General features: G+C 52.9%; 26 protein-coding genes and 1 tRNA gene. 21 read left to right on the forward strand and 6 right to left on the reverse strand.

All coding sequences use genetic code 11. The annotated features are described in order from the left end of the window. Positions 1 to 42: 42 nt before the first annotated feature. Positions 43 to 807, reverse strand: a complete 765-nt coding sequence (locus RAL91_RS12040) for a TerC family protein (RefSeq protein WP_306262578.1) — start codon at positions 805 to 807, stop codon at positions 43 to 45. A 236-nt stretch (positions 808 to 1,043) separates the two neighbouring features. Here RAL91_RS12040 and glyA point away from each other — a divergent pair, with 236 nt between their 5' ends. The 8 genes from glyA to RAL91_RS12080 all read left to right on the forward strand — a co-directional run bounded on the left by glyA (position 1,044) and on the right by RAL91_RS12080 (position 7,844). Continuing rightward, the gene (gene glyA / locus RAL91_RS12045; RefSeq protein ID WP_306262580.1) at positions 1,044 to 2,354 is read left to right on the forward strand and encodes a serine hydroxymethyltransferase; all 1,311 of its coding nucleotides are present in this window, start codon (positions 1,044 to 1,046) and stop codon (positions 2,352 to 2,354) included. A 6-nt stretch (positions 2,355 to 2,360) separates the two neighbouring features. Beyond that, on the forward strand, positions 2,361 to 2,846 hold the full coding sequence (gene nrdR, locus RAL91_RS12050) for a transcriptional regulator NrdR (protein WP_306262582.1): 486 nt from the start codon (positions 2,361 to 2,363) through the stop codon (positions 2,844 to 2,846). A gap of 27 nt (positions 2,847 to 2,873) precedes the next feature. Further along, positions 2,874 to 3,908, forward strand: coding sequence for a bifunctional diaminohydroxyphosphoribosylaminopyrimidine deaminase/5-amino-6-(5-phosphoribosylamino)uracil reductase RibD (gene ribD / locus RAL91_RS12055; protein ID WP_306262583.1), 1,035 nt, complete (start codon positions 2,874 to 2,876; stop codon positions 3,906 to 3,908). 2 nt (positions 3,909 to 3,910) lie between these two features. After that, a complete protein-coding gene (locus tag RAL91_RS12060; RefSeq protein WP_306262585.1) occupies positions 3,911 to 4,507 on the forward strand; it encodes a riboflavin synthase in 597 nt (198 codons plus the stop codon). 11 nt (positions 4,508 to 4,518) lie between these two features. Further along, a complete protein-coding gene (gene ribH / locus RAL91_RS12065; protein WP_306262587.1) occupies positions 4,519 to 4,977 on the forward strand; it encodes a 6,7-dimethyl-8-ribityllumazine synthase in 459 nt (152 codons plus the stop codon). A 1-nt stretch (position 4,978) separates the two neighbouring features. Then, on the forward strand, positions 4,979 to 5,470 hold the full coding sequence (gene nusB, locus RAL91_RS12070) for a transcription antitermination factor NusB (RefSeq protein WP_306262589.1): 492 nt from the start codon (positions 4,979 to 4,981) through the stop codon (positions 5,468 to 5,470). Further along, complete coding sequence (thiL, locus tag RAL91_RS12075) at positions 5,467 to 6,498, forward strand: thiamine-phosphate kinase (protein ID WP_306262591.1); 1,032 nt, start codon at positions 5,467 to 5,469, stop codon at positions 6,496 to 6,498. Before nusB ends, thiL begins: the two co-directional genes overlap by 4 nt. A gap of 119 nt (positions 6,499 to 6,617) precedes the next feature. Beyond that, positions 6,618 to 7,844 (forward strand): MFS transporter, encoded by a 1,227-nt coding sequence (locus RAL91_RS12080; RefSeq protein ID WP_306262593.1) that lies wholly within the window; start codon positions 6,618 to 6,620, stop codon positions 7,842 to 7,844. Between the two features lie 17 nt (positions 7,845 to 7,861). Here RAL91_RS12080 and RAL91_RS12085 read toward each other — a convergent pair whose 3' ends face one another. Beyond that, the gene (locus RAL91_RS12085; RefSeq protein WP_306262595.1) at positions 7,862 to 8,365 is read right to left on the reverse strand and encodes an outer membrane protein assembly factor BamE; all 504 of its coding nucleotides are present in this window, start codon (positions 8,363 to 8,365) and stop codon (positions 7,862 to 7,864) included. A gap of 193 nt (positions 8,366 to 8,558) precedes the next feature. On the opposite strand from RAL91_RS12085, the gene RAL91_RS12090 reads away from it, so the two are divergent. The 7 genes from RAL91_RS12090 (at position 8,559) to RAL91_RS12120 (ending at position 13,244) form a co-directional block, all read left to right on the forward strand. Next, on the forward strand, positions 8,559 to 9,149 hold the full coding sequence (locus RAL91_RS12090) for a ubiquinol-cytochrome C chaperone family protein (protein ID WP_306262597.1): 591 nt from the start codon (positions 8,559 to 8,561) through the stop codon (positions 9,147 to 9,149). A gap of 50 nt (positions 9,150 to 9,199) precedes the next feature. Continuing rightward, entirely contained in the window at positions 9,200 to 9,829 is a 630-nt protein-coding gene (locus RAL91_RS12095; RefSeq protein ID WP_306262599.1) for a DUF177 domain-containing protein, read from the forward strand. 148 nt (positions 9,830 to 9,977) lie between these two features. After that, on the forward strand, positions 9,978 to 11,030 hold the full coding sequence (gene plsX / locus RAL91_RS12100; protein WP_306262601.1) for a phosphate acyltransferase PlsX: 1,053 nt from the start codon (positions 9,978 to 9,980) through the stop codon (positions 11,028 to 11,030). Between the two features lie 3 nt (positions 11,031 to 11,033). Beyond that, complete coding sequence (locus RAL91_RS12105) at positions 11,034 to 12,011, forward strand: beta-ketoacyl-ACP synthase III (RefSeq protein WP_306262604.1); 978 nt, start codon at positions 11,034 to 11,036, stop codon at positions 12,009 to 12,011. A gap of 113 nt (positions 12,012 to 12,124) precedes the next feature. Next, positions 12,125 to 12,424 (forward strand): integration host factor subunit alpha, encoded by a 300-nt coding sequence (locus RAL91_RS12110; RefSeq protein ID WP_306262606.1) that lies wholly within the window; start codon positions 12,125 to 12,127, stop codon positions 12,422 to 12,424. Between the two features lie 100 nt (positions 12,425 to 12,524). Next, a complete protein-coding gene (locus RAL91_RS12115; RefSeq protein ID WP_306262608.1) occupies positions 12,525 to 13,067 on the forward strand; it encodes a MerR family transcriptional regulator in 543 nt (180 codons plus the stop codon). A gap of 100 nt (positions 13,068 to 13,167) precedes the next feature. Then, positions 13,168 to 13,244, forward strand: a tRNA-Pro gene (locus RAL91_RS12120). Positions 13,245 to 13,330: 86 nt separating this feature from the next. Here the strand turns inward: RAL91_RS12120 and RAL91_RS12125 are convergent. From RAL91_RS12125 to RAL91_RS12135, 3 genes are read right to left on the reverse strand one after another with little or no spacing between them, the layout of a single operon-like run. After that, entirely contained in the window at positions 13,331 to 14,560 is a 1,230-nt protein-coding gene (locus RAL91_RS12125) for an O-antigen ligase (RefSeq protein WP_306262610.1), read from the reverse strand. Positions 14,561 to 14,567: 7 nt separating this feature from the next. After that, on the reverse strand, positions 14,568 to 16,178 hold the full coding sequence (locus RAL91_RS12130) for an undecaprenyl-phosphate glucose phosphotransferase (protein WP_306262612.1): 1,611 nt from the start codon (positions 16,176 to 16,178) through the stop codon (positions 14,568 to 14,570). Between the two features lie 28 nt (positions 16,179 to 16,206). Further along, complete coding sequence (locus RAL91_RS12135; RefSeq protein WP_306262614.1) at positions 16,207 to 16,761, reverse strand: polysaccharide biosynthesis/export family protein; 555 nt, start codon at positions 16,759 to 16,761, stop codon at positions 16,207 to 16,209. Positions 16,762 to 16,956: 195 nt separating this feature from the next. On the opposite strand from RAL91_RS12135, the gene RAL91_RS12140 reads away from it, so the two are divergent. Both RAL91_RS12140 and RAL91_RS12145 read left to right on the forward strand, forming a co-directional pair. Further along, entirely contained in the window at positions 16,957 to 18,462 is a 1,506-nt protein-coding gene (locus tag RAL91_RS12140; protein ID WP_306262616.1) for a GumC family protein, read from the forward strand. An 8-nt stretch (positions 18,463 to 18,470) separates the two neighbouring features. After that, positions 18,471 to 19,502 (forward strand): polysaccharide deacetylase family protein, encoded by a 1,032-nt coding sequence (locus RAL91_RS12145; protein ID WP_306262618.1) that lies wholly within the window; start codon positions 18,471 to 18,473, stop codon positions 19,500 to 19,502. A gap of 7 nt (positions 19,503 to 19,509) precedes the next feature. Here RAL91_RS12145 and RAL91_RS12150 read toward each other — a convergent pair whose 3' ends face one another. Next, positions 19,510 to 19,785, reverse strand: a complete 276-nt coding sequence (locus RAL91_RS12150; RefSeq protein ID WP_371932515.1) for a DUF2842 domain-containing protein — start codon at positions 19,783 to 19,785, stop codon at positions 19,510 to 19,512. A gap of 99 nt (positions 19,786 to 19,884) precedes the next feature. Here RAL91_RS12150 and RAL91_RS12155 point away from each other — a divergent pair, with 99 nt between their 5' ends. The 4 genes from RAL91_RS12155 to RAL91_RS12170 all read left to right on the forward strand — a co-directional run bounded on the left by RAL91_RS12155 (position 19,885) and on the right by RAL91_RS12170 (position 24,955). Further along, a complete protein-coding gene (locus RAL91_RS12155) occupies positions 19,885 to 20,952 on the forward strand; it encodes a COX15/CtaA family protein (protein ID WP_306262620.1) in 1,068 nt (355 codons plus the stop codon). A 100-nt stretch (positions 20,953 to 21,052) separates the two neighbouring features. Further along, the gene (gene iolC / locus RAL91_RS12160; protein WP_306262622.1) at positions 21,053 to 22,960 is read left to right on the forward strand and encodes a 5-dehydro-2-deoxygluconokinase; all 1,908 of its coding nucleotides are present in this window, start codon (positions 21,053 to 21,055) and stop codon (positions 22,958 to 22,960) included. 96 nt (positions 22,961 to 23,056) lie between these two features. Continuing rightward, positions 23,057 to 23,863 (forward strand): 5-deoxy-glucuronate isomerase, encoded by an 807-nt coding sequence (gene iolB, locus RAL91_RS12165; protein ID WP_306262624.1) that lies wholly within the window; start codon positions 23,057 to 23,059, stop codon positions 23,861 to 23,863. Between the two features lie 36 nt (positions 23,864 to 23,899). Beyond that, positions 23,900 to 24,955, forward strand: coding sequence for a sugar phosphate isomerase/epimerase (locus RAL91_RS12170; RefSeq protein ID WP_306262626.1), 1,056 nt, complete (start codon positions 23,900 to 23,902; stop codon positions 24,953 to 24,955). The last annotated feature ends 9 nt before the right edge of the window (positions 24,956 to 24,964 follow it).

Raw genomic sequence — 24,964 nt, forward strand, 5'->3', positions numbered from 1 at the left:
ATGCCCGCTCCGGAGATACCGGAGCGGGCATTTGTTTATTCTTCAGTCGGATTGTGCCGCAGCCAGTGCGTCCCGTTTCTTGCGTTTGGATTTTCGGGACAGCATGTTCAACCCCTCAATGGAGGCTGAGAAGGCCATAGCTGCATAGATGTAGCCTTTGGGCACATGCACACCAAATCCTTCAGCCACAAGGGTCATGCCGATCATCAGCAGGAAACCAAGCGCCAACATCACGATGGTTGGGTTCAATTCGATGAACCGTGCCAGTGGATTGGCAGCCAGAAGCATTACGGTGACAGCCACAATGACAGCAATAACCATAATGGGAACGTGTGGTGTCATGCCCACAGCCGTGATGATGCTGTCGATGGAAAACACCAGATCAAGTAACAGAATCTGACTGATTGCGGCAGTAAATGTTAAACTGACGGCCTGGGAATTGAACATATCCGGCGTTGGTTCCGGATCTACGGTGTGGTGAATTTCCTTGGTTGCCTTCCAGATCAGGAAGGTGCCGCCTCCGATCAGGATGAGATCTTTCCAGGAGAACCCGTGATCGAACAGGGTAAAAATCGGCGTGGTCAGCTGTACAATCCAGGCCACTGCACTGAGCAGCATCAGGCGCAGTACGAGGGCAAGTCCAATACCAATTCGTCTGGCGCGCGCGCGCTGGTGTTCCGGCAGTTTGTTTGTCAGGATCGAGATGAACAACAGATTGTCGATCCCCAAAACCACTTCCATCACAATCAATGTGAGAAGTGCAACCCAGACGGCTGGATCTTGAAACAGGGTAATGAGATTTTCCATATAGGTTTCCAATAATTGTTCTTACCGTGCGGCGCGTCACTACCCACTCATAGAGCTTAAAGGCTGAATAATAAATTGCCGATCGCTGCATCCATACTTGGACTGACGTTGGGCTTGTGTTATCTGCCTCAAATCCACCAACAGAAATTTGCAACGAAGACACAATCGTTCGACAACCGATTTGGTTCCCATGTATGAAATCAAATCACGCTCAACCCTCAGATAAGGTCAAGCCCATGTCCGTTAGTTCAGATCCCGCTCAATCCGATCTCTTTTCCGGCTTCTTTTCACGAGGGCTGGCCGAGGCGGACCCGGCCATTGCTGACATGATTGGCAAGGAACTGGGTCGACAACAAAATGAAATCGAGCTGATTGCCTCTGAGAACATCGTCTCAAAGGCCGTTTTGGAAGCACAGGGGTCTGTCCTTACCAACAAATATGCAGAAGGCTATCCGGGCCGCCGCTACTACGGTGGCTGCGAGTTTGTCGACATTGCCGAAAACCTGGCGATTGATCGTGTAAAGCAGCTGTTCGATTGCGGCTTTGCAAATGTGCAGCCAAACTCCGGAAGTCAGGCCAATCAGGCTGTGTTTCTGGCGTTACTGCAACCCGGCGACACGATTTTGGGAATGAGCCTGGATGCCGGTGGACATTTGACCCATGGTGCACGTCCAAACCTGTCCGGTAAATGGTTCAACGCCGTGCAATACGGCGTAAAAGCGGACACACACCTGATCGATTTTGATCAAATCCGCGAATTGGCCAAAGAGCATCAGCCAAAGATGATAATTGCAGGCGGATCCGCCTATTCCCGGATCATCGATTTTGCCAAATTCCGCGAAATTGCAGATGAAGTCGGTGCCTATCTGATGGTGGACATGGCGCATATTGCCGGTCTTGTTGCTGGCGACGTGCATCCGAGCCCGTTTCCTCATGCTCATGTTGCAACATCTACCACCCACAAAACCCTGCGCGGTCCTCGCGGTGGTCTGGTTCTGACCAATGATGAAGCCATCGCCAAGAAGATCAATTCTGCCGTTTTCCCTGGATTGCAGGGCGGTCCTTTGATGCACGTTATTGCTGGCAAAGCCGTCGCCTTTGCCGAGGCGTTAACCGAAGATTACAAAGCTTACATGCGCGCCGTTGCAGATAATGCAAAGGCGCTGGCCGCCAGTCTGACCGAGGAAGGTCTGAACATTGTCTCTGGCGGAACAGACAATCACTTGATGCTGGTAGATCTGCGGCCAAAAGGCGTGACAGGAAAAGTTGCGGAAGCAGCGCTGGGCCGGGCCAATATCACCTGCAACAAGAATGGCATTCCGGATGACCCGGAAAAGCCAACGATCACATCGGGTATTCGCCTTGGAACACCAGCAGCGACCAGTCGGGGGTTTGGCATTGCCGAATTCCGCGAGGTCGGAAAGCTGATGACGCAGGTTCTGGATGGTCTTGCTGCAAATGGCGGTGAAGAAAACGCGGAAACGGAAGCTTCTGTGAAATCCAAGGTACTAACATTGACGGGTCGTTTCCCGATCTACCAGGGTTGACTGACCATGCGTTGTCCTTATTGCGGAGCAGACAATACACAGGTCAAGGACTCACGGCCAACTGAGGACAATACGACCATCCGCCGCCGCCGCATCTGTGTGGATTGCGGCGGACGCTTCACAACATTTGAACGCATTCAACTGCGTGAGCTGACAGTTCTGAAGAAGAGCGGACGTCGTGCCCCCTTTGATCGGGATAAACTTGTCCGCTCTGTGCAGGTTGCAACCCGCAAGAGGGATGTTGACCCGGAACGCATAGAGCGACTGGTATCAGGAATCGTCAGGCGCCTTGAAAGCCGTGGTGAGCCGGAAATCAATGCGGAAGAAATAGGCATCATGGTTCTGAAAGCGCTCAAGCATCTGGATGATGTGGCTTATGTTCGCTTTGCCTCCGTCTATCAGAACTTTCGTGAAGCCAAAGATTTCTCGAGCTTTCTGGATGAAATGGATGAGGATTCTCAGGACACCGGAGATGATGATAGCGACATTTGACCGCTGTCCGGATCCCAGTCAAACCCGATGAAGAACCAGGTTTCCAGCCTTGATATGCGGTTCGCCGCTGCAGCACTGCGCTATGGCCGGCGGCACGAAGGGCTGACCAATCCAAACCCCTGTGTCTCTGCCCTAGTCGTAAAGACAATCAACGGCCGTGCTCGCATTGTCGGTCGTGGTATTACCGGTATGGGTGGCAGACCGCATGCTGAGGTGCAGGCTTTGCAGCAGGCTGGTTCAAAAGCCAATGGGGCCACGCTGTATGTGACGCTGGAACCTTGTAGCCATCATGGCCTGACGCCGCCATGCACGGACGCTATTCTGGCCAGTGGAATTGCGCGCGTTGTGGCTTGCACGGCAGATCCTGATCCACGCGTATCTGGAACCGGCTTCGCCCGGTTGCGCGCCGAGGGCGTGGAATTGAGCACACCGGTTCTTGATGTTGAGGCGCGCCGCTTTCATGCAGGACACATAGCGGCGAAGACCCAACATCGGCCTCATGTGGTTTTGAAGATGGCCGTATCCGCCAATGGCATGATCGGTAGGAAAAACAGCGGCCAGGTCGCTATCACCGGTCCGGAAGCCTGGACCTATGTTCAAGGATTACGGGCGGTGAATGATGCAATCCTGGTTGGTGTGGGCACAATTATCAGCGATGATCCATCTCTGACCTGCAGACTTCCCGGATTGGAAGGTCGATCACCGCAAAGAGTCGTTCTGGATTCGGGCAAGAAAATTCCAGAAAACGCCAAAGTTGTGACCGATAAGAACGGCCCGGATACGCAAATATTTGACCAGCAATCATGCCAAAACATCCTGAAGTCCCTGTGGGAACAGGGCATCAAAACGGTTATGATTGAAGGTGGAGTGCATGTTGCAAGTGCCTTTCTTGGCGCCGGGCTGGTGGATGCATGTCATGTGCTTCAATCCGGTACTATGGTGATCGAAGATGATGGCGTGCCAGCACCACTGGATCTGATGATGGATACCGCCACATTTGAGCTGATCGATCAAAGGCAATTCGGTGATGACCAGCTAAAATCGTTTTGGCGGAGGGACTAGATTTGTTTACAGGCATTGTGACCCATATCGGTGAAGTAACGGCGGTTGAAACGCTGCCCGAAGGCCGACGTTTTACAATCGTTGCCGATCTGGACTTTACGACGCTCAAAACCGGAGCATCCATAGCCCATAGTGGTGTTTGCCTGACTGTCACTAAGATGGATCAGACGCAAAACACCTATAGTGTTGAAGCTTGGGAAGAAGCGCTTCGTTTAACGACGGCAGGCACTTGGGAGGTCGGGACAAGGCTTAATCTGGAACGCGCATTGCGGGTGGGTGATGAACTCGGCGGCCACATTGTATCAGGTCATATAGATGGCAAAGCCGAAATCAGATCCGTTGTTCAGGAGGGCGATGCAACGCGATTTGTACTCCGAGCCCCTGAAACACTTGCGAAATTCGTTGCACCCAAAGGCTCGGTTGCGCTAGATGGCACCTCATTGACTGTCAACAGCGTATCAAAATCCGATTTTGACGTGTTGTTGATCGCCCATAGCCTGTCTGTGACCACTTGGCAGGCGCGCAAAAAAGGCGATCACGTCAATTTGGAAGTTGATACCATGGCGCGTTATGCGGCAAGGCTGCTGGAAACTCGATAGGACCTCGCCAAATGGCTGACAAAAGCCCAAAAATTTTGATCGTAGAAGCACGGTTCTATGAAGATATTGCCGATGAACTCGCTGCGGGTGCAATTGAAGCAATCGAGGACGCCGGCATGAGTTATGATCGCATAGCGGTTCCTGGTGTGCTGGAAATCCCGGCGGCAGTTTCCATGGCTTTGATCAGTTCAGAAGCGGGGGCTGGCACCCGATATGCAGCTTTTGTGACGCTTGGTTGTGTTATCCGTGGTGAGACCACACATTACGAAATTGTGTCTGGCGAATCTGCGCGTGCTTTGATGGACATTGCGGTGGCCGAAGGGCTTGCATTGGGCAATGGCATTCAGACCGTTGAAAACAGTGACCAGGCCTGGGCGCGCACGCGCCGTTCTGAAAAGAACAAAGGTCGCGGCGCTGCAGTAGCGGCAATCGCAATGTTGCAATTGCGTAAACAGTTTGGATTGGTCTGACATGTCCGAAGTCAACAAAACTGTCGCGCAAGTCCGTCCGGCCAACAAACGTGGTGCTGCACGCCTTGGTGCGGTGCAGGCGCTTTACCAGATGGATATTGGCGGCACGCCCTTGCAACAGGTTGTGGCCGAGTTTGAGAGTGTGCGCCTCGGCAAAGAAATTGATGGTGAACAATATCTGGAAGCAGATGCGGCCTATTTTCGTGGAATTCTTGCAGGTGTCGTCAAAGAGCAGGTTCAGCTTGACCCGTTGATCCACAAGTCTTTGACGCCCGATTGGCCTCTGGCACGCATCGACAGTCTTCTACGTGCCGTTCTGCGCGCGGCGACGTTTGAAATGCTGAAACGAAAAGACGTTCCGGCCAAAGTGATCATCAACGAGTATGTTGATGTGACAAAAGCCTATTTTCTGGAAGATGAGCCAAAAATGGTCAATGGCGTTCTGGACCACATAGCACGGGACGTCAGGCCCTCTGAGTTTTCCGAAAAATGAAGCCCGCCGGAAAAGCCGAAGACCGCTTTATTCAGCGCTATTTCGGGCCATTGGCGAATAATTCTGAAGCATTGGGTTTGCATGATGATGCCGCCCAAATTGCTGTTCCGGACGGAAAATCACTTGTCGTGTCTACAGATACGCTCGTGGCTGGCATCCACTTTTTTCATCGCGATCCGCCAGCATCCCTTGCCAGAAAAGCCCTTCGGGTGAACGTTTCCGATCTTGTTGCCAAAGGCAGCACGCCGCACGGGTACTTCCTGTCATTGGCTTTACCTGAAGCACAATTGCGTTCAGAGGATTGGATGTCTGAATTTGCCGGGGCCCTGGAACAGGATCAAAAGGCATTGGGCCTTCAAATCATGGGTGGCGACACCGTAATGACAAAAGATGTCTCGGCCATCACCATCTGCGCGTTCGGTCTGGTTCCGGAAGGTCAGATGGTGAAACGTTCCAGTGCCGGGATCGGGGACCATTTGTATGTCACTGGAACAATCGGGGACAGCGCCGTTGGTTTATGGGCGCGACAAGCGAGCCTGTTTGGGCTGGATGAACTGACAGGCTTCGAACAACAACTGCTCGCAGGTTTGACGGCGCAACAGCGCACCCAATTGGAACTGTCCTATCTGGAACCACCAACAAATTTGGCCGCTGCCGCCATTTTGTTGAAATTTGCCTCAGCATCAATGGATATCTCCGATGGGCTATCCGGTGATGCGGCAACGCTTTCCAATGCCAGCAATGTGGGCATGGAAATCAACATGGCTAACATCCCGCACCACGCCATTCTGGCTCCTCATCTTGAGAAAGAGGGTTTACGGGCACGGCTGATAACCGGTGGTGACGACTATCAAATCCTTTGCACAGTCCCATCAGCCTGCAGCAATAACTTCGAAATTGAAATGGCCAAAGCCAGAGTGCCGGTGACTTGCATTGGGCAAATTGTCGAAAAAACAGGTGTGCGCTTTCTGGATGGTGAGCGACAAGAGTTTTCTGTTGGTGCAAACGGGTTCGATCATTTCTCCTGATTGAGTGGGCAGGGAGTGACATTCATGAATTCTGGAAATCAATTCATTTGTCGGATTTGCTTTTCAACCAGCATCAACGGGCGTATGAGGAACGCTCCTCAAAGTAAGCTCGGAATCCCATGACAGAGAGTGTCTCAACCCCCGTAGATGCTGCACCTGTATCCGATGATCGGATAGCGCGCCGCAATGTATTGGTACTGGCCGCAGCTCAGGCTTTGGCCGGGGCGGGTGCTCCGATCTGTATTTCTCTGGGGGGTATTGTTGGCTATTATTTGCTCGGGCTGGATAAGAGCTTCGCCACTCTGCCGGTGACTGGCTTTGTTGTTGGAACCGCATTGGCTACCTTGCCTGCGGGTATGCTTGCCAGAAGACTTGGCCGCCGCAAGGGCTTGATGGTTGGGTCTTTGCTTGGGGTCTGCGGTGGTTGGCTGGCAGCCTATGCCATTTTCCTGAGTTCTTTCTGGTTCTTTTGCTTTGGCGTGTTGCTCGCAGGGGCCTCCAGTGCGTTTGTTCAGCAATATCGCTTTGCAGCGGCCGATTCTGCCAGCGAGAGCTTTCGCCCCAAGGCTATTTCCTGGGTTATGGCTGGTGGGGTGCTTGCGGCCGTCATTGGCCCCCAAACAGCTTCACTTACCAAGGATATGCTGGCACCAACGCTTTATGCGGGTGCCTTTGTTGGCTTGTCAGCGCTCGCGGCGTTGTCATGGGTCGTGTTGGGCTTTCTGAAAGCGCCACCGATTGTCAACGTGCAAAACACCGCAGCAGGAAGACCACTTCCCGAGATCATGCGTCAAGGCAGGTTTATTGTGGCTGTGCTATGCGCAGTCAGTTCTTATGCGTTGATGAGCTTCGTGATGACAGCGGCACCGATGGCCATGGTTTCGCAGGGGCACAGCACGTCAAATGCATTACTTGGTATTCAATGGCACGTAATGGCCATGTTCGCTCCCAGCTTTTTTACCGGCTCGCTGATTCAGAGATTCGGCAAGGAACGCATAGTCGTCGTGGGGCTTTTACTCCTCGCCGGATGTTCCGCGTTGGCACTTGCAGGACTTGATCTGACACATTTTTGGGGCGCGTTGATTCTATTGGGAATCGGCTGGAACTTTGGATTTATCGGTGCCACAGCCATGCTGACCGAAACCTATCGACCTGAGGAAAAGAATCGGGTCCAGGCGGTCAATGATTTCATCGTATTCGGGTTCGTGGCCGCAGCATCTCTGTCATCTGGCGGGATTTTGAATGCATTTGGCTGGAACATGGTCAATGTGGTCGTGTTTCCGGTCGTTATTATTACGCTCGCAATGCTGTTCTTTACCCGCAAAAGATCAGCGATTAGAGCATAGGGCGCAATTGCAGAGAGTTAGTTGCCCAGAGGATTGGTGCGACCCGCAGCGGACAGCAATTGGCTGACAAAGCTGACGTCACTGCCACCTGTCGGCGTGGTTCTGGAAACAAAGTCAAATACACGGCCATCCTGAAGACCGTAATTTGCGATTTGCTGGACCCGCTCCTCATCGTCAAAATAGACGGCAAGCACGCGCTGATCCACAACCTTCGACCTGGCGAAGGCAACCGGTCTGCTCGAGACCTGCGATATATAGTAGAACACCTCATTGCCGAATTCGGCAATTGTTGTAGGTGTGCCAAAGGCAAGCAGCGCCTGTTCGCGGCTGGCACCTACAGGAACCTGCCGTTCAGCGTCGCGCGGAATCTGATATCCTTGGAAATTGCGCTGTTCAAGGCATCCACCCAGCGCAACAGAGCCAAGCAGCAACACCCCAATCGTAATGCCATGCGCAAAGCGCGATCCCCTTGATTTTTCAGGGCCAGCTGGTTTTCTGATGGAACTGTTCCTCAAAGCCAACAGAGCATTCCTTCCTGTCTACGTGTTGGCCTGTTACCCAAGCCAGCTACTTCTTCTTGTGTTGCACGCCTGATCAGCCACAACGATTATTGCAAAACTCCTAGCGCGCACTACTTGCATTTGCAATAAGAGCCTAGAATTTGGCCGTCCTGTATGGACGTTTTTCCAATTCATTCACAATGTGGATCACAGCATGCTTCGTCGTTTTTTCAAAACGAACAAAACCAATGAGACCATAACGCAAAGGCTTTATGCCCAGATTGTGGCACAAGCCCGACAACGCGCATTCTATTCCGATTTCGATGTGCCCGACAGTCTTGATGGTCGCTTCAACATGATTGTTCTGCATAATTTTCTGCTGTTCAATCGATTGCAATCGTCCAATGCGGCAGCCCAGGCACTCAGCCAGGAAGTTTTTGATCTGTTTCGCCTCGATATGGATCATTGTCTGCGCGAATTGGGTGTCGGCGATACCACGGTGCCCAAACGGATGAAGAAAATGATGCAGGTCTTCTACGGTCGGTCCGATGGATATCGATCCGCCCTTGGGGCAGAGGACAAGCTTTCAGAACTCACAGATGCGCTTTTTCGCAACATACTAAGTTACAATGAAAGTCTGTTTACGGCGGAATCGGCAACACAGCCGGGATCATCAACCAGCGCAGGCCGGGCAGGGGCGCTCGCTGCCTATGTGGTTGCGTGTGTTGATGGTCTCAACACTCAGGACGAAGCCGCAATACTGGCTGGTTCCCTTTCCTTTCCAGACCCTGCGGCGTATATATAACGCATCGCATAGTCCGACAGTTGATTCTCAATTTCTCTGCGAGGCCTGACATGAGCAAGCTCAAAACAGCATCTGAAAATGATGCAAATCTCCACGATAGATTTCAGAATTCCATGGCCGGGCTCTGGCCTTGGAAATACCCAATTGTAGCCGGCGACATCACCAATGATGCCAAAGATTTTATCATTAAGCCTGACAAGGCGGATCATGCGGCAATTGCAGATGCACTGAATGTGCTTGCGGTGCACGATCTGAATGCAACACTGCGTCTCCACCGCACAAAGAACAGCATTCGCGTTCGTGGGCATGTGGATGCGGTTGTCGAGCAAAGCTGTGTGGTCACTCTGGAGCCTGTCCGGCAGTCATTGATGGAAGAAGTTGATAGGACTTTTGTCGCAAACAGGTCTGATTTTGATACTGTTTTCGCAAAAATGAGTGCCAACCGCGCAACGATGATTGATCCCGATGAAGTGGACCCGCCCGAAATCGTGGAAAACGGTCGGTTGGACTTGGCAGCCATTGCTTTGGAACATGTCATAATTGGCATTGATCTTTATCCAAGAGCACCCGGTGCTGATTTGTCTGAAGTAGATGCGCCCAAGCAGGTACAAATAGATGTCGAAGAGCGGGAGTCGCCCTTTGCCGCGCTTGCCAAGCTCAAGACTGCAGGGAACGGGTGAAACTGGATTTGCCCAGGGTCCGACCAGCTTTGATCCCCGTCGTTTCAATCGTCTGGGATTTGTTTTTGGTGCTGTGTTATTTAGGTTGTGTTGTGGCGCGAAGTAGCTATGGTCCGCGCTCGGCCAGAGGAAGAAATTTGAGCAATTAATGACGCAAAGCATCACCATTTCGCTGGATGCCATGGGGGGCGACAACGGCGTAGAGGTTGTTTTAGGCGGTGCAGAAATCGCTCTGAAACGACACCCTGATACGCGCTTTCTTCTTTTCGGAAAAGAAAATATCGTTGGTCCGGCATTGGCTGCGCATCCTGCTCTGGCTGCCGCGTCGGAGGTCCGACATTGCGATGTTTCTGTTGAAATGGATGTCAAACCCAGCATTGCACTGCGTCAGGGCCGCTATCACTCAAGCATGTGGCGGGCAATCCAGGCGGTCAAGGACGGTGAAGCCAGTGTCTGTGTGTCTGCAGGCAACACCGGCGCGCTAATGGCCATGGCACGCTTTTGCCTGCGCACCATGCCAGCCATTGAACGCCCGGCCATCGCCGCAATCTGGCCGACAATGCGCGGTGACAGCATTGTGCTGGACGTCGGTGCCACCATTGGCGCTGACGCTGAGCAACTGATCAATTTTTCCGTCATGGGTGGCGCCATGGCAAGAGCGCTCTTCGCCATTCAGCGTCCCACTGTCGGTCTGCTGAATGTTGGGGTTGAGGAAATCAAGGGCGTTGAAGAGGTGCGCAGAGCCGGTCAGATTCTGCGTGAAACTGATCTTCCCTTCATCGAATATATTGGTTTTGTCGAGGGCAATGATCTCGGCAAAGGCACATCGGATGTTGTTGTAACAGAGGGGTTTTCCGGCAATATTGCTTTGAAGACTGCTGAAGGTACAGCAAGGCAGATCGCGCAATATCTGCGTGCGGCCATGGAGCAAAGCCTGCTGAGCAAGATCGGATACCTGCTTGCCAAGGGCGCATTCAGTCGTCTCAGGGAAAAAATGGACCCAAGCAAGTCCAATGGTGGCGTGTTTCTCGGGCTGAATGGCCTTGTGATAAAAAGTCATGGTTCGGCCAGCCCGGAAGGGTTTGCGAGCGCCATCGGTATGGGCGATGCTATGGCGAGAAATGATTTGCAGAAGAAGCTCAGCGATGATCTCGAACAATTTCAAAACGTGCTTGTAGATGAGCCGAAATCGAAGGACTGAAGTGTGTTGAAGCAAAGGGCCGTTGTGGCAGGCGTAGGGTCCTATCTGCCTGAGAAGGTCATGACGAATGATGATCTTTCCAAAATTGTTGATACGACCAGCGAATGGATTGTTCAACGCACTGGAATTGAAAGACGGCACATAGCGGCCGAAGATCAGAATACCAGCGATCTTGCGACGATAGCTGCAAACCGGGCATTGGAAGATGCTGGCGTTTCAGCGCAGGATATTGACCTCATCATTGTTGCAACCTCAACACCGGACAACACATTCCCGGCAACAGCTGTCGCGGTTCAGCACAATCTTGGCAATCAGACAGGATATGCGTTTGACGTGCAGGCAGTCTGCTCGGGCTTTGTTTATGCAATGACGATCGCTGACAGCTTCATACGGGCAGGAAATGCCGAAACAATTCTGGTCATTGGGGCGGAGACTTTTTCCCGCCTGCTGGACTGGACGGATCGCACAACTTGCGTGTTGTTTGGTGATGGAGCTGGTGCAGTCGTGATGCGCGCGCAACCGGTTGCCGATGGGGAGCCGGAGCAGGGCATTTTGTCTTGCCATCTGCGGTCAGACGGCTCGCACAAGCAAAAGCTCTATGTGGATGGTGGCCCGTCAAGCACGCAGACAACCGGCCAATTGCGGATGCAGGGGCGTGAAGTGTTCAAACACGCCGTTGGAATGATCTCTGGCGTCGTCACTGATGCATTTGCTGCCAGTGGAACCACGGCAGATGATCTGACCTGGTTCATTCCGCATCAGGCTAACAAGCGCATCATTGAAGCCAGCGCCGAAAAACTTGGCATCGACATCAACAAAGTTGTTATGACAGTTGAAGGCCATGGCAATACGTCAGCAGCGTCAATTCCGCTGGCACTGGATGTGGCGGTCAAAGATGGTCGCGTTCAGCGCGGCGATCTGGTAATGCTGGAAGCCATGGGCGGGGGATTCACCTGGGGCAGTGTTTTGCTGCGCTGGTAAAGAACAGTTGCATTCGTGCAACAAAGACCTATTGACGCCTTAACCTCTGACACTTAACGTAAAAGACCGTTGACCAATCCTCCGATTGGGCAAAAAGGGGAGCATCGAATAAAATGAGCGGCAAGACTGTAACCCGTGCCGATTTAGCGGAGGCCGTTTATGAGCGGGTTGGTCTTTCAAGATCAGAATCCTCAGACTTGGTAGAGATGGTTCTTGAGGAAATCTCAGATGCCATCGCATCAGGCGAGAATGTAAAATTGTCGTCCTTTGGTTCATTCGTTGTGCGCAGCAAGAACGAACGTATCGGCCGGAACCCCAAAACCAAAGTTGAAGTTCCAATTCCTCCACGCAGGGTAATGGTCTTCAAACCCAGCAATGTCTTGAAAGACAAAGTAAACCACTCTGATAGCTGAAGCTGCTAAGCTGCGCATAAGAATCATCTTTTGGGTTTCAAGATCGCGCCTTAATTGTGGGCGATAGTGAGCAAATAGATTTTTATCGGAGACGCAAGCAATGACAGCCAAGGGACCAGAAGCCTTCCGCACAATCAGCGAAGTAGCTGATGATCTGGATTTGCCGCAGCACGTTCTTCGGTTCTGGGAAACTCGCTTCAGTCAGATCAAGCCCATGAAACGTGGCGGAGGACGCCGATACTACCGCCCGCAGGATGTCGAGCTTCTGCGCGGCATCCGCGTACTGCTTTATGGTGAAGGCTACACAATCAAGGGCGTTCAGCGCCTGCTTAAGGAACGCGGCGTCAAAGTTGTCATGGCTGTCGGACGCGGAGAGGCCAGCGTAGATATTGACGGGCCGGACCTTGGTGAGGCCAAGGCGGTTTCTGCAGGAGGCACAGCAGAGCAGGGTGATAATAAAGCCGCAAAGCTGTTCTCCAAACTTGGTCTGAAAAAGAATCCCGACAAGACCGATGACGATGATCTGCCGTTTGATCCGACACGCCCCCCGGCAAAAGGACTGTCTGAACAGGACGTCGAGAAACTGCACGGCACTTTGTTTGAACTGCTGGAGTGCAAACGAATGTTGGATCAGGTCAAATAAGCCGGACCAACCAATAGCGCTTAAAAAAATGCCTGAATCAGATTTGGTGGCAGCTTGTTGGCTTGCGTTGCATCAAACCCGTCGTTATACCACTTTTAGTCGGAGCGTGGCGCAGCCTGGTAGCGCACTTCGCTGGGGGTGAAGGGGTCGTAGGTTCGAATCCTATCGCTCCGACCATTTTTCAAACTGTAGATCCCTGGTTCTGTGGAACTCTTGGGGCCAGGGAACTTTCAGGATACCTGATGGTGATTAACGAGGCTTCCTTAGCTTGTCTCGTATTTGCGCTCATTGGACCACTTGGCCTCTGCAGCAATCATTCCCCATATCAGACCCAACAGTAAGAAGTAATGCCGCCAGTGGTCGATATCGATGACGATGCCCGCAATCTGATGGCCGACAAAAACCACAAAGCCCACAATCAAAACTGGCTGCCACGGGCGTGGCTTGAACAGCAGTGGACCGGCCTTTGCAATCGTCCACAGAACGAGGATAGGATAACAGACACCGCCCAGCCAGCCATAGGCTGCAAAGCTTTTCAGCCAAATATTGTGAGGGTCGCCCTGAAAATAGTGTTTGCCGAATTCCAGAGCGCCCAGACTAAGGGGCCGGTCAGCCACAAGCTGAAAGCCCGCCGCATGACGTGCAAAACGACCAAGCCGTCCGCCATCGTAATATTGAACAATCTGCGCCCGCTCTGCAAACAAAGATGAAATCTCATCGAATGAAAGCGCAACAAGCAGCAACACAAAACCGGCAAACAAGGCAACTGCCAGCAACATAAACATGCGCAGCCGATCTACAGCGCCCCGGGCATTAATCAAGCTGAGTAGAAACACGCTCGCCAGAGTGAACGCCGCAAGACCCCAGCTAGCCCGTGAAAAGCTCATGAAAATTCCAAGCAGTATGAATGACATGAAGCCAATGCGGATAATGTTGCTGCCCTTTTCCTGGTTGAGAATGCTGTAAAACAGCAGACCCATGGGCAGGATCAAAAAGGGTCCAAGGACATTGGGATCCTCAAACCCGCCTGACGCACGCCCATAAAGGGTGAACAGATCATACGCCCCGGGCACAAGCCGGAAATATCCAACCAGGCCCAGAATGATGGTGAAGCAGGCACCAGCCAGATAGGCGTTGGTAATGAGCTTCAATCGTCGATGGTCCTCGGCAATCAGACAGGCAAAAAAGAATGACGTGAGTGCCAGAAATCCGGTGACGGCCACAAACATCGGGGCATCATCGATAAACTTGACCTGACTGAGCCCGATAACCCCGCCGATCAGATAGAGCGTCAGCAAGACAAACAGCGGCGCAATCTGGCGTGGCAACGGAAGTCCCGCCAGAAACCAGAAGGGGATCAGAACAACCGCAAACAGCTCATACGGCGCTGGCTCACGAAAAACAAAACCACCGGAAAAGACAAGCAGCCACAAAAACACTGCGCCCAAGATGCGGGTGGAAATTGTTCCGGGTCGGTAAAGGGCCGCTTCCATGGGTGGTTCAGTAAGAGTTGCGCGTATCGAGGATTTTGAAAGGCGTCATGAAGAGGATGTAAAGATCCAGCATGACCGACCAGTTCTCGATGTAATAAAGATCATGCTCAACCCGCTTCTGGATCATTTCCTTGTTGCGGATTTCACCACGCAAGCCATTTATCTGAGCCCATCCGGAAATGCCGGGCTTGACCCTGTGACGGGCAAAGTAGCCATCCACAACCGCCTCCCACGGGCTGTTCTCGGTGTGGGCATGCACCGCATGGGGGCGGGGGCCAATCAATGACAATTCGCCACGAAGCACATTCAGAAACTGTGGCAACTCATCCAGTGTTGTCTTGCGAATAAAGCGGCCAACGCGGGTTACGCGAGGATCGTGGCGCGTGACAACATTCTTCGCCGCCGGGTCTGCCATGTGATGGTACATGGAGCGGAACTTCAACACGGATATCTTCTCATTGTTGAAACCATATCTGGTCTGCCGGAACAACGCCGGGCCAGAACTGTCCAGCCGCACGGCAAGCGCCACAAGCAGCATCACCGGCGACAGCAGCACAAGCGCGATGGAGGTGAAAAACAAATCAAAAGCACGTTTTTTGAAATAGTCCCAGTCCGCCAATGGTTTGTCGATTATGTCGAGAAACGGAACGGCTCCCACATAGGAGTAGGATCGGGGCCTTAAATTCAACTTGTTGCCATGTGCGCTAAGCCGGATATCCACCGGCAGCACCCAAAGATCTTTCAACATATCCGCCACACGGCCCTCGGCTGTCAGCGGAAAGGTGACAACAAGCATGTCAATTTTACAAATGCGTCCGAATACAAGCAGATCGGCAAACTTACCCAGTTTGGGATATCCCATCAGCACGGAAGGGGAGCGCTTTTCATCCCGGTCATCAAAAATGCCGCAAATCTGCAAATCCTGCTCAGGCTGACTTTCAAGCGAGCGGATAAGCTCCGCAGCTCGTTCGCCGCCGCCAACAAGGATGGCTCTGCGTTGCAGGCGTCCATCCCGGAACAGTTTTCGAACATATCGTGAGATGATCACACGGGTCAGCGTTAGAATTAGGCCCCCGGAGAGAAACCAGGCCCCAAACCAGACACGGGAGAGGCTCTCGCTCTGTTTGAAGAAGAAGGCGGTGATCGCAAATACCATGAATACAAATGTCCATGCGGCCAACAAACGGCCTAGCTGTCTGGACATCTGGCGCAAGGTACCCAGACCGTATGAATCTGCGGCCTGAAGAAAGATAACGGCCAGCACGCCGCCACTGGCGGCAATCAACGCATAACGTAAATCAATGCTGCTCAGATCAACCGGAGCAACACCATCTACAAGCGCCAATGGGCGTACATAAAAAAGATAAACGAGAAAACCAAGCGCCGTTACCAGCACGAAATCCAGGAGGCGGACAAGGCCTGCGAGAACGCGGGGCGACACATTATCGTCTGTTAGCTGCGAAGCCACGCGTCGGGCTTCGTCGCCCAACTCGCCAGCTTCAATGTTTTGCAGCTCATCTGAAGCCGTGGCTTCACTAAGCCGCTTCATCATACGGGCAACGGCCTGTTCACGGGGTATGCTGGTTCCGTTAATCGGATCGACGACCTGTTCAGACATTACGCTTCTTCAGCCTTCAATTTGCCGGTCAGAACAACCGCTCGCGAACATAAATCGTATCGCCTGGCATCACCGCATCACGCAGGCCAAGGCGCAGTGTCACAGGCTCCGGATTTGACGCCCCGCCACGACGGTCAACAGCAAAAATGTTGTTGTCCGCTCTTTGGCTGAACCCACCAGCAAGCGCAATTGCGCGCTCCATGGTCATGCCCGGTGCAAAAGCATAAGCCCCGGACCGGGCCACTTCGCCATGAATGTAAAAAGGACGGGACTCCGTCAACTCCACACTCACATCGGGGTCGCGTAAAAAGCCTGCGGCAAGCTTGGCACGCACCGTGCGTGCAAGGCTCAGCGTGGTACTGCCCCGTGCTTGAACCTGACCGATTAGTGGCATCATGATATCGCCAACCGAACTGACCTCGTAAGTTCCCGTCAGAGAGTCCTGTTCAAATACTACGACCCGTACTTTATCGCCGGTGTCCAACTGATATGCATTCAGAGTTGGCGTTGCCAAAATTGGCTCATTTCTGGGTAATTCGCGGGCGCAACCTGCGACCGCAAACACCAGCAACGCAATACTCAATACCTTAGAAAATCCGATGCTGCGCATGTCTCTTCATTCATAATAATGCTGTGAAAAATATTAATTGATCATTGCAGAATACGGTTAACTAAAGCTGAAGGGGGCATGCTTCGGGAAAAATCCTTTATTAACTTAGCTGTTACTTCCATCTGCGATGATGTGTCCTCCCTTCATAGTGTGTTCAGTAGTGTTGTCATGGGTCAGAAATCAAATCGGTCGGTTGCAGATGAGCCGGTTTTGGATATCTACGTTCTCCTGCGTGCCATTTTATGGGCCTGCCTCTGGGCGGTGCCATTTGCGCTGTTGGTTGCAGCTGGCACGTTTTACTACGTGTCCAAACAGGACCCGGTCTACCGAGCCACTGCCTCCGTACTGATCGAAATTCCGGAAATCTCAGGCATTCAGGCCGTTGCCGACAGTGCAGGTCCTGATGCATCCCTGCGATTGAGCGCTGAGGCGATAAATTCCAAAGTACAATTGATCCGATCGCGCGATCTTGCGCGCGCAGTCATAAATCGAATGGGTTTGGCGGATGTTCCCGAATTTTTACCGGATTCCAGTGATGATGGCGGTTGGCTGTCTTTTCTGGAAACCGCTCGTTCTCAGCCAAAGCGCATTGATGATTTGGTTCTGAATGAGTTCAACGAACGCTTGACAGTTTATCCGATTGAAGTGTCTCGCGTGATATTTGTAGAATTTGAGAGCGAGGATCCCGTCCTTGCTGCCGCCGTTGCAAATGGCGTGATAGAAGAATTTCTTCGCAACGAACGGGCGGCCAAACAAGTGGCCACAAGCGACGCGCGGCTTTGGTTGGAAAATGAGATTTCCAGTTTGCGCAACAAGGTAGTGGCCGCTGAAACCAGCGCCGAGCAATTCCGCAGTCGTGCAGGGTTGTTTGCAACGGCAACTGATACAACACTGCCACAACAGCAACTGGCCGCTCTGTCCCAAAACCTCGCCGATGCCCGCGCTCGGGAAAGCCAGGCGCAGAGCGCCCTTAAAGGACTTGAGCGGGTTGTGGAGCAAGCCAATGGCAATGTGGAACGCTTGTTGACTTCGCCCACAATTGCCAATCAGCCATTTATTCAAACTTTGCGCCAGTCACGGGCCATACTTGAAGCCCAGATAGCTGACCAGTCAGCCAATCTTCTGCCCCGCCATCCACGGCTGCGGGCCCTGATTGATCAGCGTTCAGATATGGACAGACAGATCGCTCGCGAAGCAAGGTCTGTCTTGACCGGCTTGCAGCAGGAAGCGGACAGGGCGCGGCAGGAGGTAACCGAATTCAGTCAGGCGTTGACAGCACAGAAGCTGGAAACCGGAAGCGCTCAGCAAAGTGAAGTTGAATTGCGGGCACTTGAACGTGAGGCGCGTGCAGAGCGGGAATTGCTGGAAATTTTGTTGACCCAATACCGCACATTGCTGGCACGGGAAGGATCCGGCGGACAGCCGGCGGAAGCCCGTATGATTGAGACCGCGTCCCCGCCTCTGGAGCCAATTGGCCCAAGGGCGCTGTTGCTGGTTGCAGCTGCTGCGATCGTATCACTGCTGCTGTGCCTCGGGATTATTGTTCTGCGTGAATTGCTGTCTGGCCGGGCACTGGGTATGCCGCAAGGCAACCCTGATATTTCCAGCAGTCAGAATAAACCACAACGAAGGTTCGAGGACCGAAGACCTGACGCGCGCAAAATGGCCGCCTGATTACGGCCATGTTGAAAAAACGGCTCATCAAATCTGCCTTGGTGACCTTTGCCGCGTCTGGACTGGCGCGCCTGGTTGAGCCGCTGACCGGTGGTCGTGGCGCAATCTTGATGTTGCATAGGGTCCGGCCGCGCGGCCCAAGAGCCTTTCAACCAAATGACCATCTTGAAATTACGCCAGAGTTTTTGGACGAAGCGCTCTATGGGTTGCGCCGCTTGGGCGTGGACCTCATTTCCATGGACAAGGTACCAGAGCGGCTTGCGGCACAAAAGTCTTCGCGCTTTGTGGCTGTCACACTGGATGACGCATCCCTGGATAATCTGACATACGCTCTGGACGTGTTTGAAAACAACAGATGTCCGTTCACTGTCTTTGCAACGTCCGGGTTTCTCGACCGCTCTGCGCTGCCCTGGTGGCTGGTGCTGGAAGAGATTATTGCAAGGCATGCGGTTGTTGATGCTCGCTCCATCGAAGGAAGCGAAGCGGAAATTGTCGGGTCCCTGCAGCAGAAAAATGACGCTTTCAGGCTTCTTTCAGCGCAGTTTCAGTCGGGTCCTGAACAAGAAAAACAACAGAAAATTCGAGACCTGGCCGCCGATAATAAATTATCGACTGACGCGTTGATGAATGAAAATTTCATGAACTGGGATCAGTTAGATGAACTAGCTGACAGTCCGCTGGCTACCATTGGTGCGCATACGGTCAGCCATCCCATGTTGGCGCGGCTGTCTTCGCGACAGGTGTCCGCAGAAATTCTTACGGGCGCAGAACGCCTGGAAGACGAGTTGGGCGCATATCCAAAGCATTTCGCCTATCCCTATGGAACCAATGCCGCCGCTGATGCAGACACTTTCTGCCAAGCTCGGTCGCTGGGATTTACCACAGCTGTCACTACGCGTGGCGGTATGCTGAAAGGCGGAGGGCGAGACAATCTGGTTGCTCTGCCAAGATTGTCGGTTAACGGACATTTTCAGGATTTTCGAGCGCTGCGCGCCCTTTTCAGTGGCGCGCCGTTTTTTGCGAGACCGGCAAAAGCCTAGAGCGGCTTTAACCGGACTGAGCTTCCGGGCGCTGCATCCACCACACAATCACGGCTGCAGGAACGACCCAGATAAGGCCGAAGAATACATAAAATCCAAGATGCCCCCAGCCGCCGATATTTGGCAGAGTTGCCGACGCAAGTTTCATCACCAGCAGGCAATACACAATCACATAAGTGACCAACACAAAAGTTCCGAGCAGTTTTCGCAGGCGCTTTGGCAAAGGCTTTGATCCGTGGGTAAAGAGGTCATCTTTGCAGTTAACTAGCGCGCCGGGCGTCAATCCGCCACCCCCGGGAAACGAATTTCAGGGGTTGGTCACCCTTGTCATGGCCCATGCCCCGCGATACTTACCCATCATATCCACAACAGGCGATTGCAAATGACGTCATCTGCATTGAACGCATCTTTCGAGCGGTCAGAGACACATGATCTGACGGCCATCAGGCTATGGCTTTATCTTATCTGTTTTCTGGTCTTCATCATGGTGATCATTGGCGGTGTGACTCGGCTGACCGATTCCGGATTGTCGATCACAGAGTGGAAACCATTGCTGGGTGCAATCCCTCCGCTGAGCGAGGCACATTGGCTTCAGGAGTTTGAGAAATATCGTCAAATTCCTGAGTATCAATTGCAGAATAAAGGAATGTCTCTGGCCGAGTTCCAGTTCATTTACTGGTGGGAATGGGGGCATCGCTTCTTTGGTCGTTTCATTGGCGTCGTTTATCTTGTGCCCTTCATCTGGTTTGCAGCGCGGCGCGCAATCCCCAAAGCGCTTTACCCAAAATTGCTGGCCCTGTTCATCCTGGGCGGACTACAGGGCTTTGTCGGCTGGTGGATGGTCTATTCCGGTCTTTCTGTGCGGGTAGATGTAAGCCAATACCGTCTGGCTACCCATTTGACACTGGCCTTCTTCATATTTGCAGCAACCTTATGGGTCGCGCGTGGCCTGAAAAGTCCAGCAGCGAGTGAGCGCTATCAAAGCGTTTCCAAGGGGGCATTCATCACATCGCGGCTTTTGATGGCGCTGCTGTTTCTACAACTCTTTGCCGGTGGTCTTGTTGCCGGCCTTGACGCAGGCCTCACCTACAATACCTGGCCTTTAATGGATGGTGATTTCATCCCTGCAGGTCTTTTGAGCGATGCGCCGGGAGGGTTGATAAACCTGTTTGAGAACATTACCACCGTGCAGTTCAATCACCGGATGCTTGCATATGTGATATTGGCTCTGGCGGTTTTTCATGTGATCCAGATCGCGCGCCGCGAAAAAGGTATTGCCGCCGCGACTGCAACAATCGTGCTGATTGCCCTTGTTCTGCAGGCCCTGATTGGAATTACGACGCTGCTCCTGGTCGTGCCGCTTTGGGCCGGCGTATTGCATCAGGGATTTGCAGTCATTGTGCTGGCGGTCACTGTTCTGCATTGCCAGAACATGCGCAACGCACATTAGAGCTGTGCAAACCTCTTTTGAGGGATTCATCTCAAAAGCGATATTGGGCTTCAATGGCTTATTGCTTTAGCACTTTGTGCAAACAAGTGGGAGGTGGGATATGCTGGACGTCATCACAATTGGGCGCTCTTCGGTGGATTTATACGGGGCGCAAGTCGGCGGACGTCTTGAGGATATGCGATCCTTCAACAAATATGTTGGTGGCTCTCCGACCAATATGGCTGTCGGTACTGCAAGGCTGGGTCTCAAATCTGCGCTGATCACCCGCGTTGGCGATGAGCATATGGGCCGCTTCATTCGCGAAACACTGATGAGTGAGGGTGTTGAGACCAGTGGCATTGTCACCGATCCGGAGCGTCTGACGGCCCTCGTGCTGCTGGGCATTCGCGATCAGGAACAGTTTCCGCTGATTTTCTATCGCGAAAATTGCGCGGATATGGCTCTTAGTGAAGATGATATTGATCCCGACTTCATCGGGCAGGCGCGCTGCGTCACAGTGACGGGAACTCACCTTTCCAATTCGTCTACCGAAGCCGCTGTCCTGAAGGCGCTCCGCATCGCCCGGGAAAAGGGTCTGAAAACTGCATTGGATATTGATTATCGTCCCAACCTTTGGGGCGTGGCCGGTCATGGGGATGGCGAAAGTCGCTTTGTTGCCTCCGATAAGGTGACGCAGAAGCTGATGTCCACCTTGCATTTGTTTGATGTAATTGTGGGCACAGAAGAAGAATTTCACATAGCTGGCGGCACCACAGATACGCTGGCCGCGTTGAGGGCCGTTCGTCAGAACAGTGACGCGACGTTGATCTGCAAGCGCGGCCCTATGGGTGCCGTCGCATTTGATGGTGACATTGCCGACAGTCTTGATGACGGTCTGTCCGGCCCGGGCTTCCCGATCGAGGTTTTCAACGTTCTGGGCGCAGGGGATGGCTTCATGTCCGGGCTGCTGAAGGGCTGGCTTACTGACGAAGACTGGTCGACCACGTTGAAATACGCCAATGCTTGTGGCGCTTTCGCTGTGTCCCGTCACGGTTGCGCACCGGCTTATCCCAGTTGGGACGAGTTGCAGTTTTTCTTCTCCAGAGGTGTGAAAAACCCGGCTTTGCGCCATGACGAGGCGTTGGAGCAAATTCACTGGTCCACCAATCGTGTGGGAGACTGGCCGGAACTGCGCGTTTTTGCATTCGATCACAGATCACAATTGGAAGACATTGCAAAAGAGGCCGGGGCCGATGAAGCCAGGATAGGCCCATTCAAGGAACTCTGCCTGAGGGCTGCGCACAAGGTTTCCGAGGGGCGCCACGGCTACGGCGTACTCTGCGATAACCGTCTTGGACGGGATGCGCTTTATGCCGCGACCGGATCCGGCTTGTGGCTTGGCCGGCCTGTGGAATTGCCGGGATCACGCCCGCTCCAGCTTGAAGCTGAAATGGGACTGGATTTTGGGTCCGCTTTGACCGAATGGCCGCGGGAGCAGGTGGTCAAGGTCCTGAGTTTTTATCATCCCGATGATGATGCGGTGATGAAGGCGGACCAGGAGGCAACCATTTTGCGGCTGGCAGAGGCTGCACGAAACAACAATCTCGAGTTTCTGCTGGAAGTTATCCCGTCGAAAGTTGGGCCCGTATCTGACGAAACGACTGCGCAGATCATCCGGCGTTTCTATCAGCTTGGGGTTTACCCTGACTGGTGGAAACTGGAACCGATGCGCAGCACCGCAGCCTGGACCGCCACATGCGCAGCAATTAGTGAACATGACCCACACATTCGAGGCATTGTCGTCCTGGGGCTCGATGCGCCTGAATCCGAATTGTCCGAGAGTTTTTCCATTGCAGCATCCTATCCGTTGGTAAAAGGCTTTGCGGTCGGGCGTACCATTTTTGCAGAGGTCGCCCGCCAATGGTTCAACTCGGCACTGTCAGATGAAGAGGCCGTGGCAGAAATGGCAAATCGCTACAGCCGCCTGTGTCAATTATGGGACGATGCGCGCCGAAAATCGGAAAATTGACAGATAAGCCATTTTTGAAAACCTAGAATCGATACGCATCGACGCGATCTGGAAGGCGTTGTATGAATGTTAGCAGGACGTGGAGGAAATAACTGAATGGCTGAATTGCAGATCAAACCCAACGGCACAAGCGGCAAGGTGCATGATATCTCGCCTGAAAGTGCGGGCTGGGGCTATGTCGGTTTTGGGCTTTACAAGCTCGAACCAGGCGACAGCATTTCTGAACACACCGGTGACACAGAAGTCATCCTCGTTCTGGTCGAAGGCAAAGCCAAAATTTCCGGGGCTGGGCAGGATTTTGGCGAAATGGGCGAGCGGATGAGCGTGTTTGAGCGCACCAAACCACATTGCGTTTATATTCCGAATGGTAAGGATTGGAGCGCGACCGCCACCACGCGGTGCGAACTGGCGGTCTGCAGCGCGCCCGGAAAAGGAAACTATCCTGCACAACGGCTGGATGGCATCGGATTTGAAGAACGCGGCAAGGGGGCTAACACACGCTTCATTCACCCCATTGCTATGGAAGATCGGGACGTGGCAGACAGCCTGTTGGTCACCGAAGTGTTCACCCCCCAGGGGAATTGGTCCTCATATCCGCCACATCGGCATGATGAAGATAATTACCCTGACATGACCTATCTGGAAGAAACCTATTATCACCGGCTGAACCCGGGGCAGGGCTATGGCATCCAGCGCGTGTTCACAGAAGACGGCACGCTGGATGAAACCATGGCGGTTTATGATGGCGATGTGGTTCTAGTGCCCAAGGGCCATCACCCCTGCGGCAGTCCTTACGGCTATGAGATGTATTATCTGAATGTCATGGCCGGGCCGATGAGGAAGTGGCGTTTCAAAAATCACCCGGATCATGACTGGATCGCTCAAAGGGATGCTGGCGGTTAAGTCGAAATTCTCAAGACACAAATCAGGGAGTAGACAATGGCGACGACAATAAAAGGGCCGGCAATTTTTCTGGCACAATTTGCAGGGGATGCAGCACCCTTTGACACTTTGCCGAACATCACAAAATGGGCGGCGGATCATGGTTATAAAGGGGTTCAGATACCAACCTTTGTAGGTTCTTTGTTTGATTTGGAAAAAGCAGCAGAATCAAAGACCTACTGCGATGAAGTGAAAGGAATCTGTGCAGATTCCGGCGTCGAGATTACGGAACTCTCCACGCATCTTCAGGGTCAGCTTGTTGCTGTTCATCCCGCCTATGACAGTCAGTTTGACGCCTTTGCGCCGGCTTCGGTTCACGGCAATCCGAAAGCGCGGCAGGAATGGGCCGTGGATCAGATGATGAAGGCCGCTGTGGCGTCTCGTAATCTGGGTCTTGATGTATCCGTTTCTTTCCCCGGAGCGCTGGCTTTTCCTTACCTTTACCCATGGCCACAGCGCCCGGCGGGCTTGATAGAGGAAGCTTTTGCTGAGCTTGCGCGGCGCTGGAAACCGATTCTGGATGCTTATGAGGATCAGGGCGTGGATGTTGCCTACGAAATTCATCCCGGTGAGGATGTGTTCGACGGCGTCACATTCGAAATGTTTCTGGAGCAGCTAAAGGGCCACAAGCGCTGTATGATCAATTATGATCCTTCACATTTCGTGCTCCAGCAACTCGATTACCTGGCCTTTATAGACATCTATCATGAGAGAATTTCTGCTTTCCACGTCAAGGATGCAGAGTTTAATCCCGATGGCCGTCAGGGTGTGTATTCCGGCTATCAGTCCTGGGAAAACCGAGCAGGGCGCTTCCGCTCTCTGGGCGATGGGCAGGTCGATTTCGCAGGCATCTTCTCAAAACTGTCGAAATACAATTACGACAGCTGGGCGGTTCTGGAATGGGAATGCTGCCTGAAACACCCTGAGCAGGGCGCTGCTGAAGGAGCTCCTTTTATCTCCGATCACATCATTGAGGTGACAGAAAAAGCGTTTGACGATTTTGCTGGCGGCGAAACCGATGAAGCGCAAATCAAATCCATGCTGGGTCTGTGATTTAGCAAC

Source organism: Pararhizobium sp. IMCC21322 (assembly GCF_030758295.1).
In the GTDB taxonomy this organism is placed as follows: Bacteria; Pseudomonadota; Alphaproteobacteria; order Rhizobiales.

Coding starts and splice junctions, on each gene's coding strand:
- RAL91_RS12040 (WP_306262578.1), bottom strand. CDS start 807: ATGGAAAATCTCATTACCCTGTTTCAAGATCCAGCCGTCTGGGTTGCA.
- glyA (WP_306262580.1), top strand. CDS start 1,044: ATGTCCGTTAGTTCAGATCCCGCTCAATCCGATCTCTTTTCCGGCTTC.
- nrdR (WP_306262582.1), top strand. CDS start 2,361: ATGCGTTGTCCTTATTGCGGAGCAGACAATACACAGGTCAAGGACTCA.
- ribD (WP_306262583.1), top strand. CDS start 2,874: ATGAAGAACCAGGTTTCCAGCCTTGATATGCGGTTCGCCGCTGCAGCA.
- ribH (WP_306262587.1), top strand. CDS start 4,519: ATGGCTGACAAAAGCCCAAAAATTTTGATCGTAGAAGCACGGTTCTAT.
- nusB (WP_306262589.1), top strand. CDS start 4,979: ATGTCCGAAGTCAACAAAACTGTCGCGCAAGTCCGTCCGGCCAACAAA.
- thiL (WP_306262591.1), top strand. CDS start 5,467: ATGAAGCCCGCCGGAAAAGCCGAAGACCGCTTTATTCAGCGCTATTTC.
- RAL91_RS12080 (WP_306262593.1), top strand. CDS start 6,618: ATGACAGAGAGTGTCTCAACCCCCGTAGATGCTGCACCTGTATCCGAT.
- RAL91_RS12090 (WP_306262597.1), top strand. CDS start 8,559: ATGCTTCGTCGTTTTTTCAAAACGAACAAAACCAATGAGACCATAACG.
- RAL91_RS12095 (WP_306262599.1), top strand. CDS start 9,200: ATGAGCAAGCTCAAAACAGCATCTGAAAATGATGCAAATCTCCACGAT.
- plsX (WP_306262601.1), top strand. CDS start 9,978: ATGACGCAAAGCATCACCATTTCGCTGGATGCCATGGGGGGCGACAAC.
- RAL91_RS12110 (WP_306262606.1), top strand. CDS start 12,125: ATGAGCGGCAAGACTGTAACCCGTGCCGATTTAGCGGAGGCCGTTTAT.
- RAL91_RS12115 (WP_306262608.1), top strand. CDS start 12,525: ATGACAGCCAAGGGACCAGAAGCCTTCCGCACAATCAGCGAAGTAGCT.
- RAL91_RS12125 (WP_306262610.1), bottom strand. CDS start 14,560: ATGGAAGCGGCCCTTTACCGACCCGGAACAATTTCCACCCGCATCTTG.
- RAL91_RS12130 (WP_306262612.1), bottom strand. CDS start 16,178: ATGTCTGAACAGGTCGTCGATCCGATTAACGGAACCAGCATACCCCGT.
- RAL91_RS12140 (WP_306262616.1), top strand. CDS start 16,957: ATGGGTCAGAAATCAAATCGGTCGGTTGCAGATGAGCCGGTTTTGGAT.
- RAL91_RS12145 (WP_306262618.1), top strand. CDS start 18,471: ATGTTGAAAAAACGGCTCATCAAATCTGCCTTGGTGACCTTTGCCGCG.
- RAL91_RS12155 (WP_306262620.1), top strand. CDS start 19,885: ATGACGTCATCTGCATTGAACGCATCTTTCGAGCGGTCAGAGACACAT.
- iolC (WP_306262622.1), top strand. CDS start 21,053: ATGCTGGACGTCATCACAATTGGGCGCTCTTCGGTGGATTTATACGGG.
- iolB (WP_306262624.1), top strand. CDS start 23,057: ATGGCTGAATTGCAGATCAAACCCAACGGCACAAGCGGCAAGGTGCAT.
- RAL91_RS12170 (WP_306262626.1), top strand. CDS start 23,900: ATGGCGACGACAATAAAAGGGCCGGCAATTTTTCTGGCACAATTTGCA.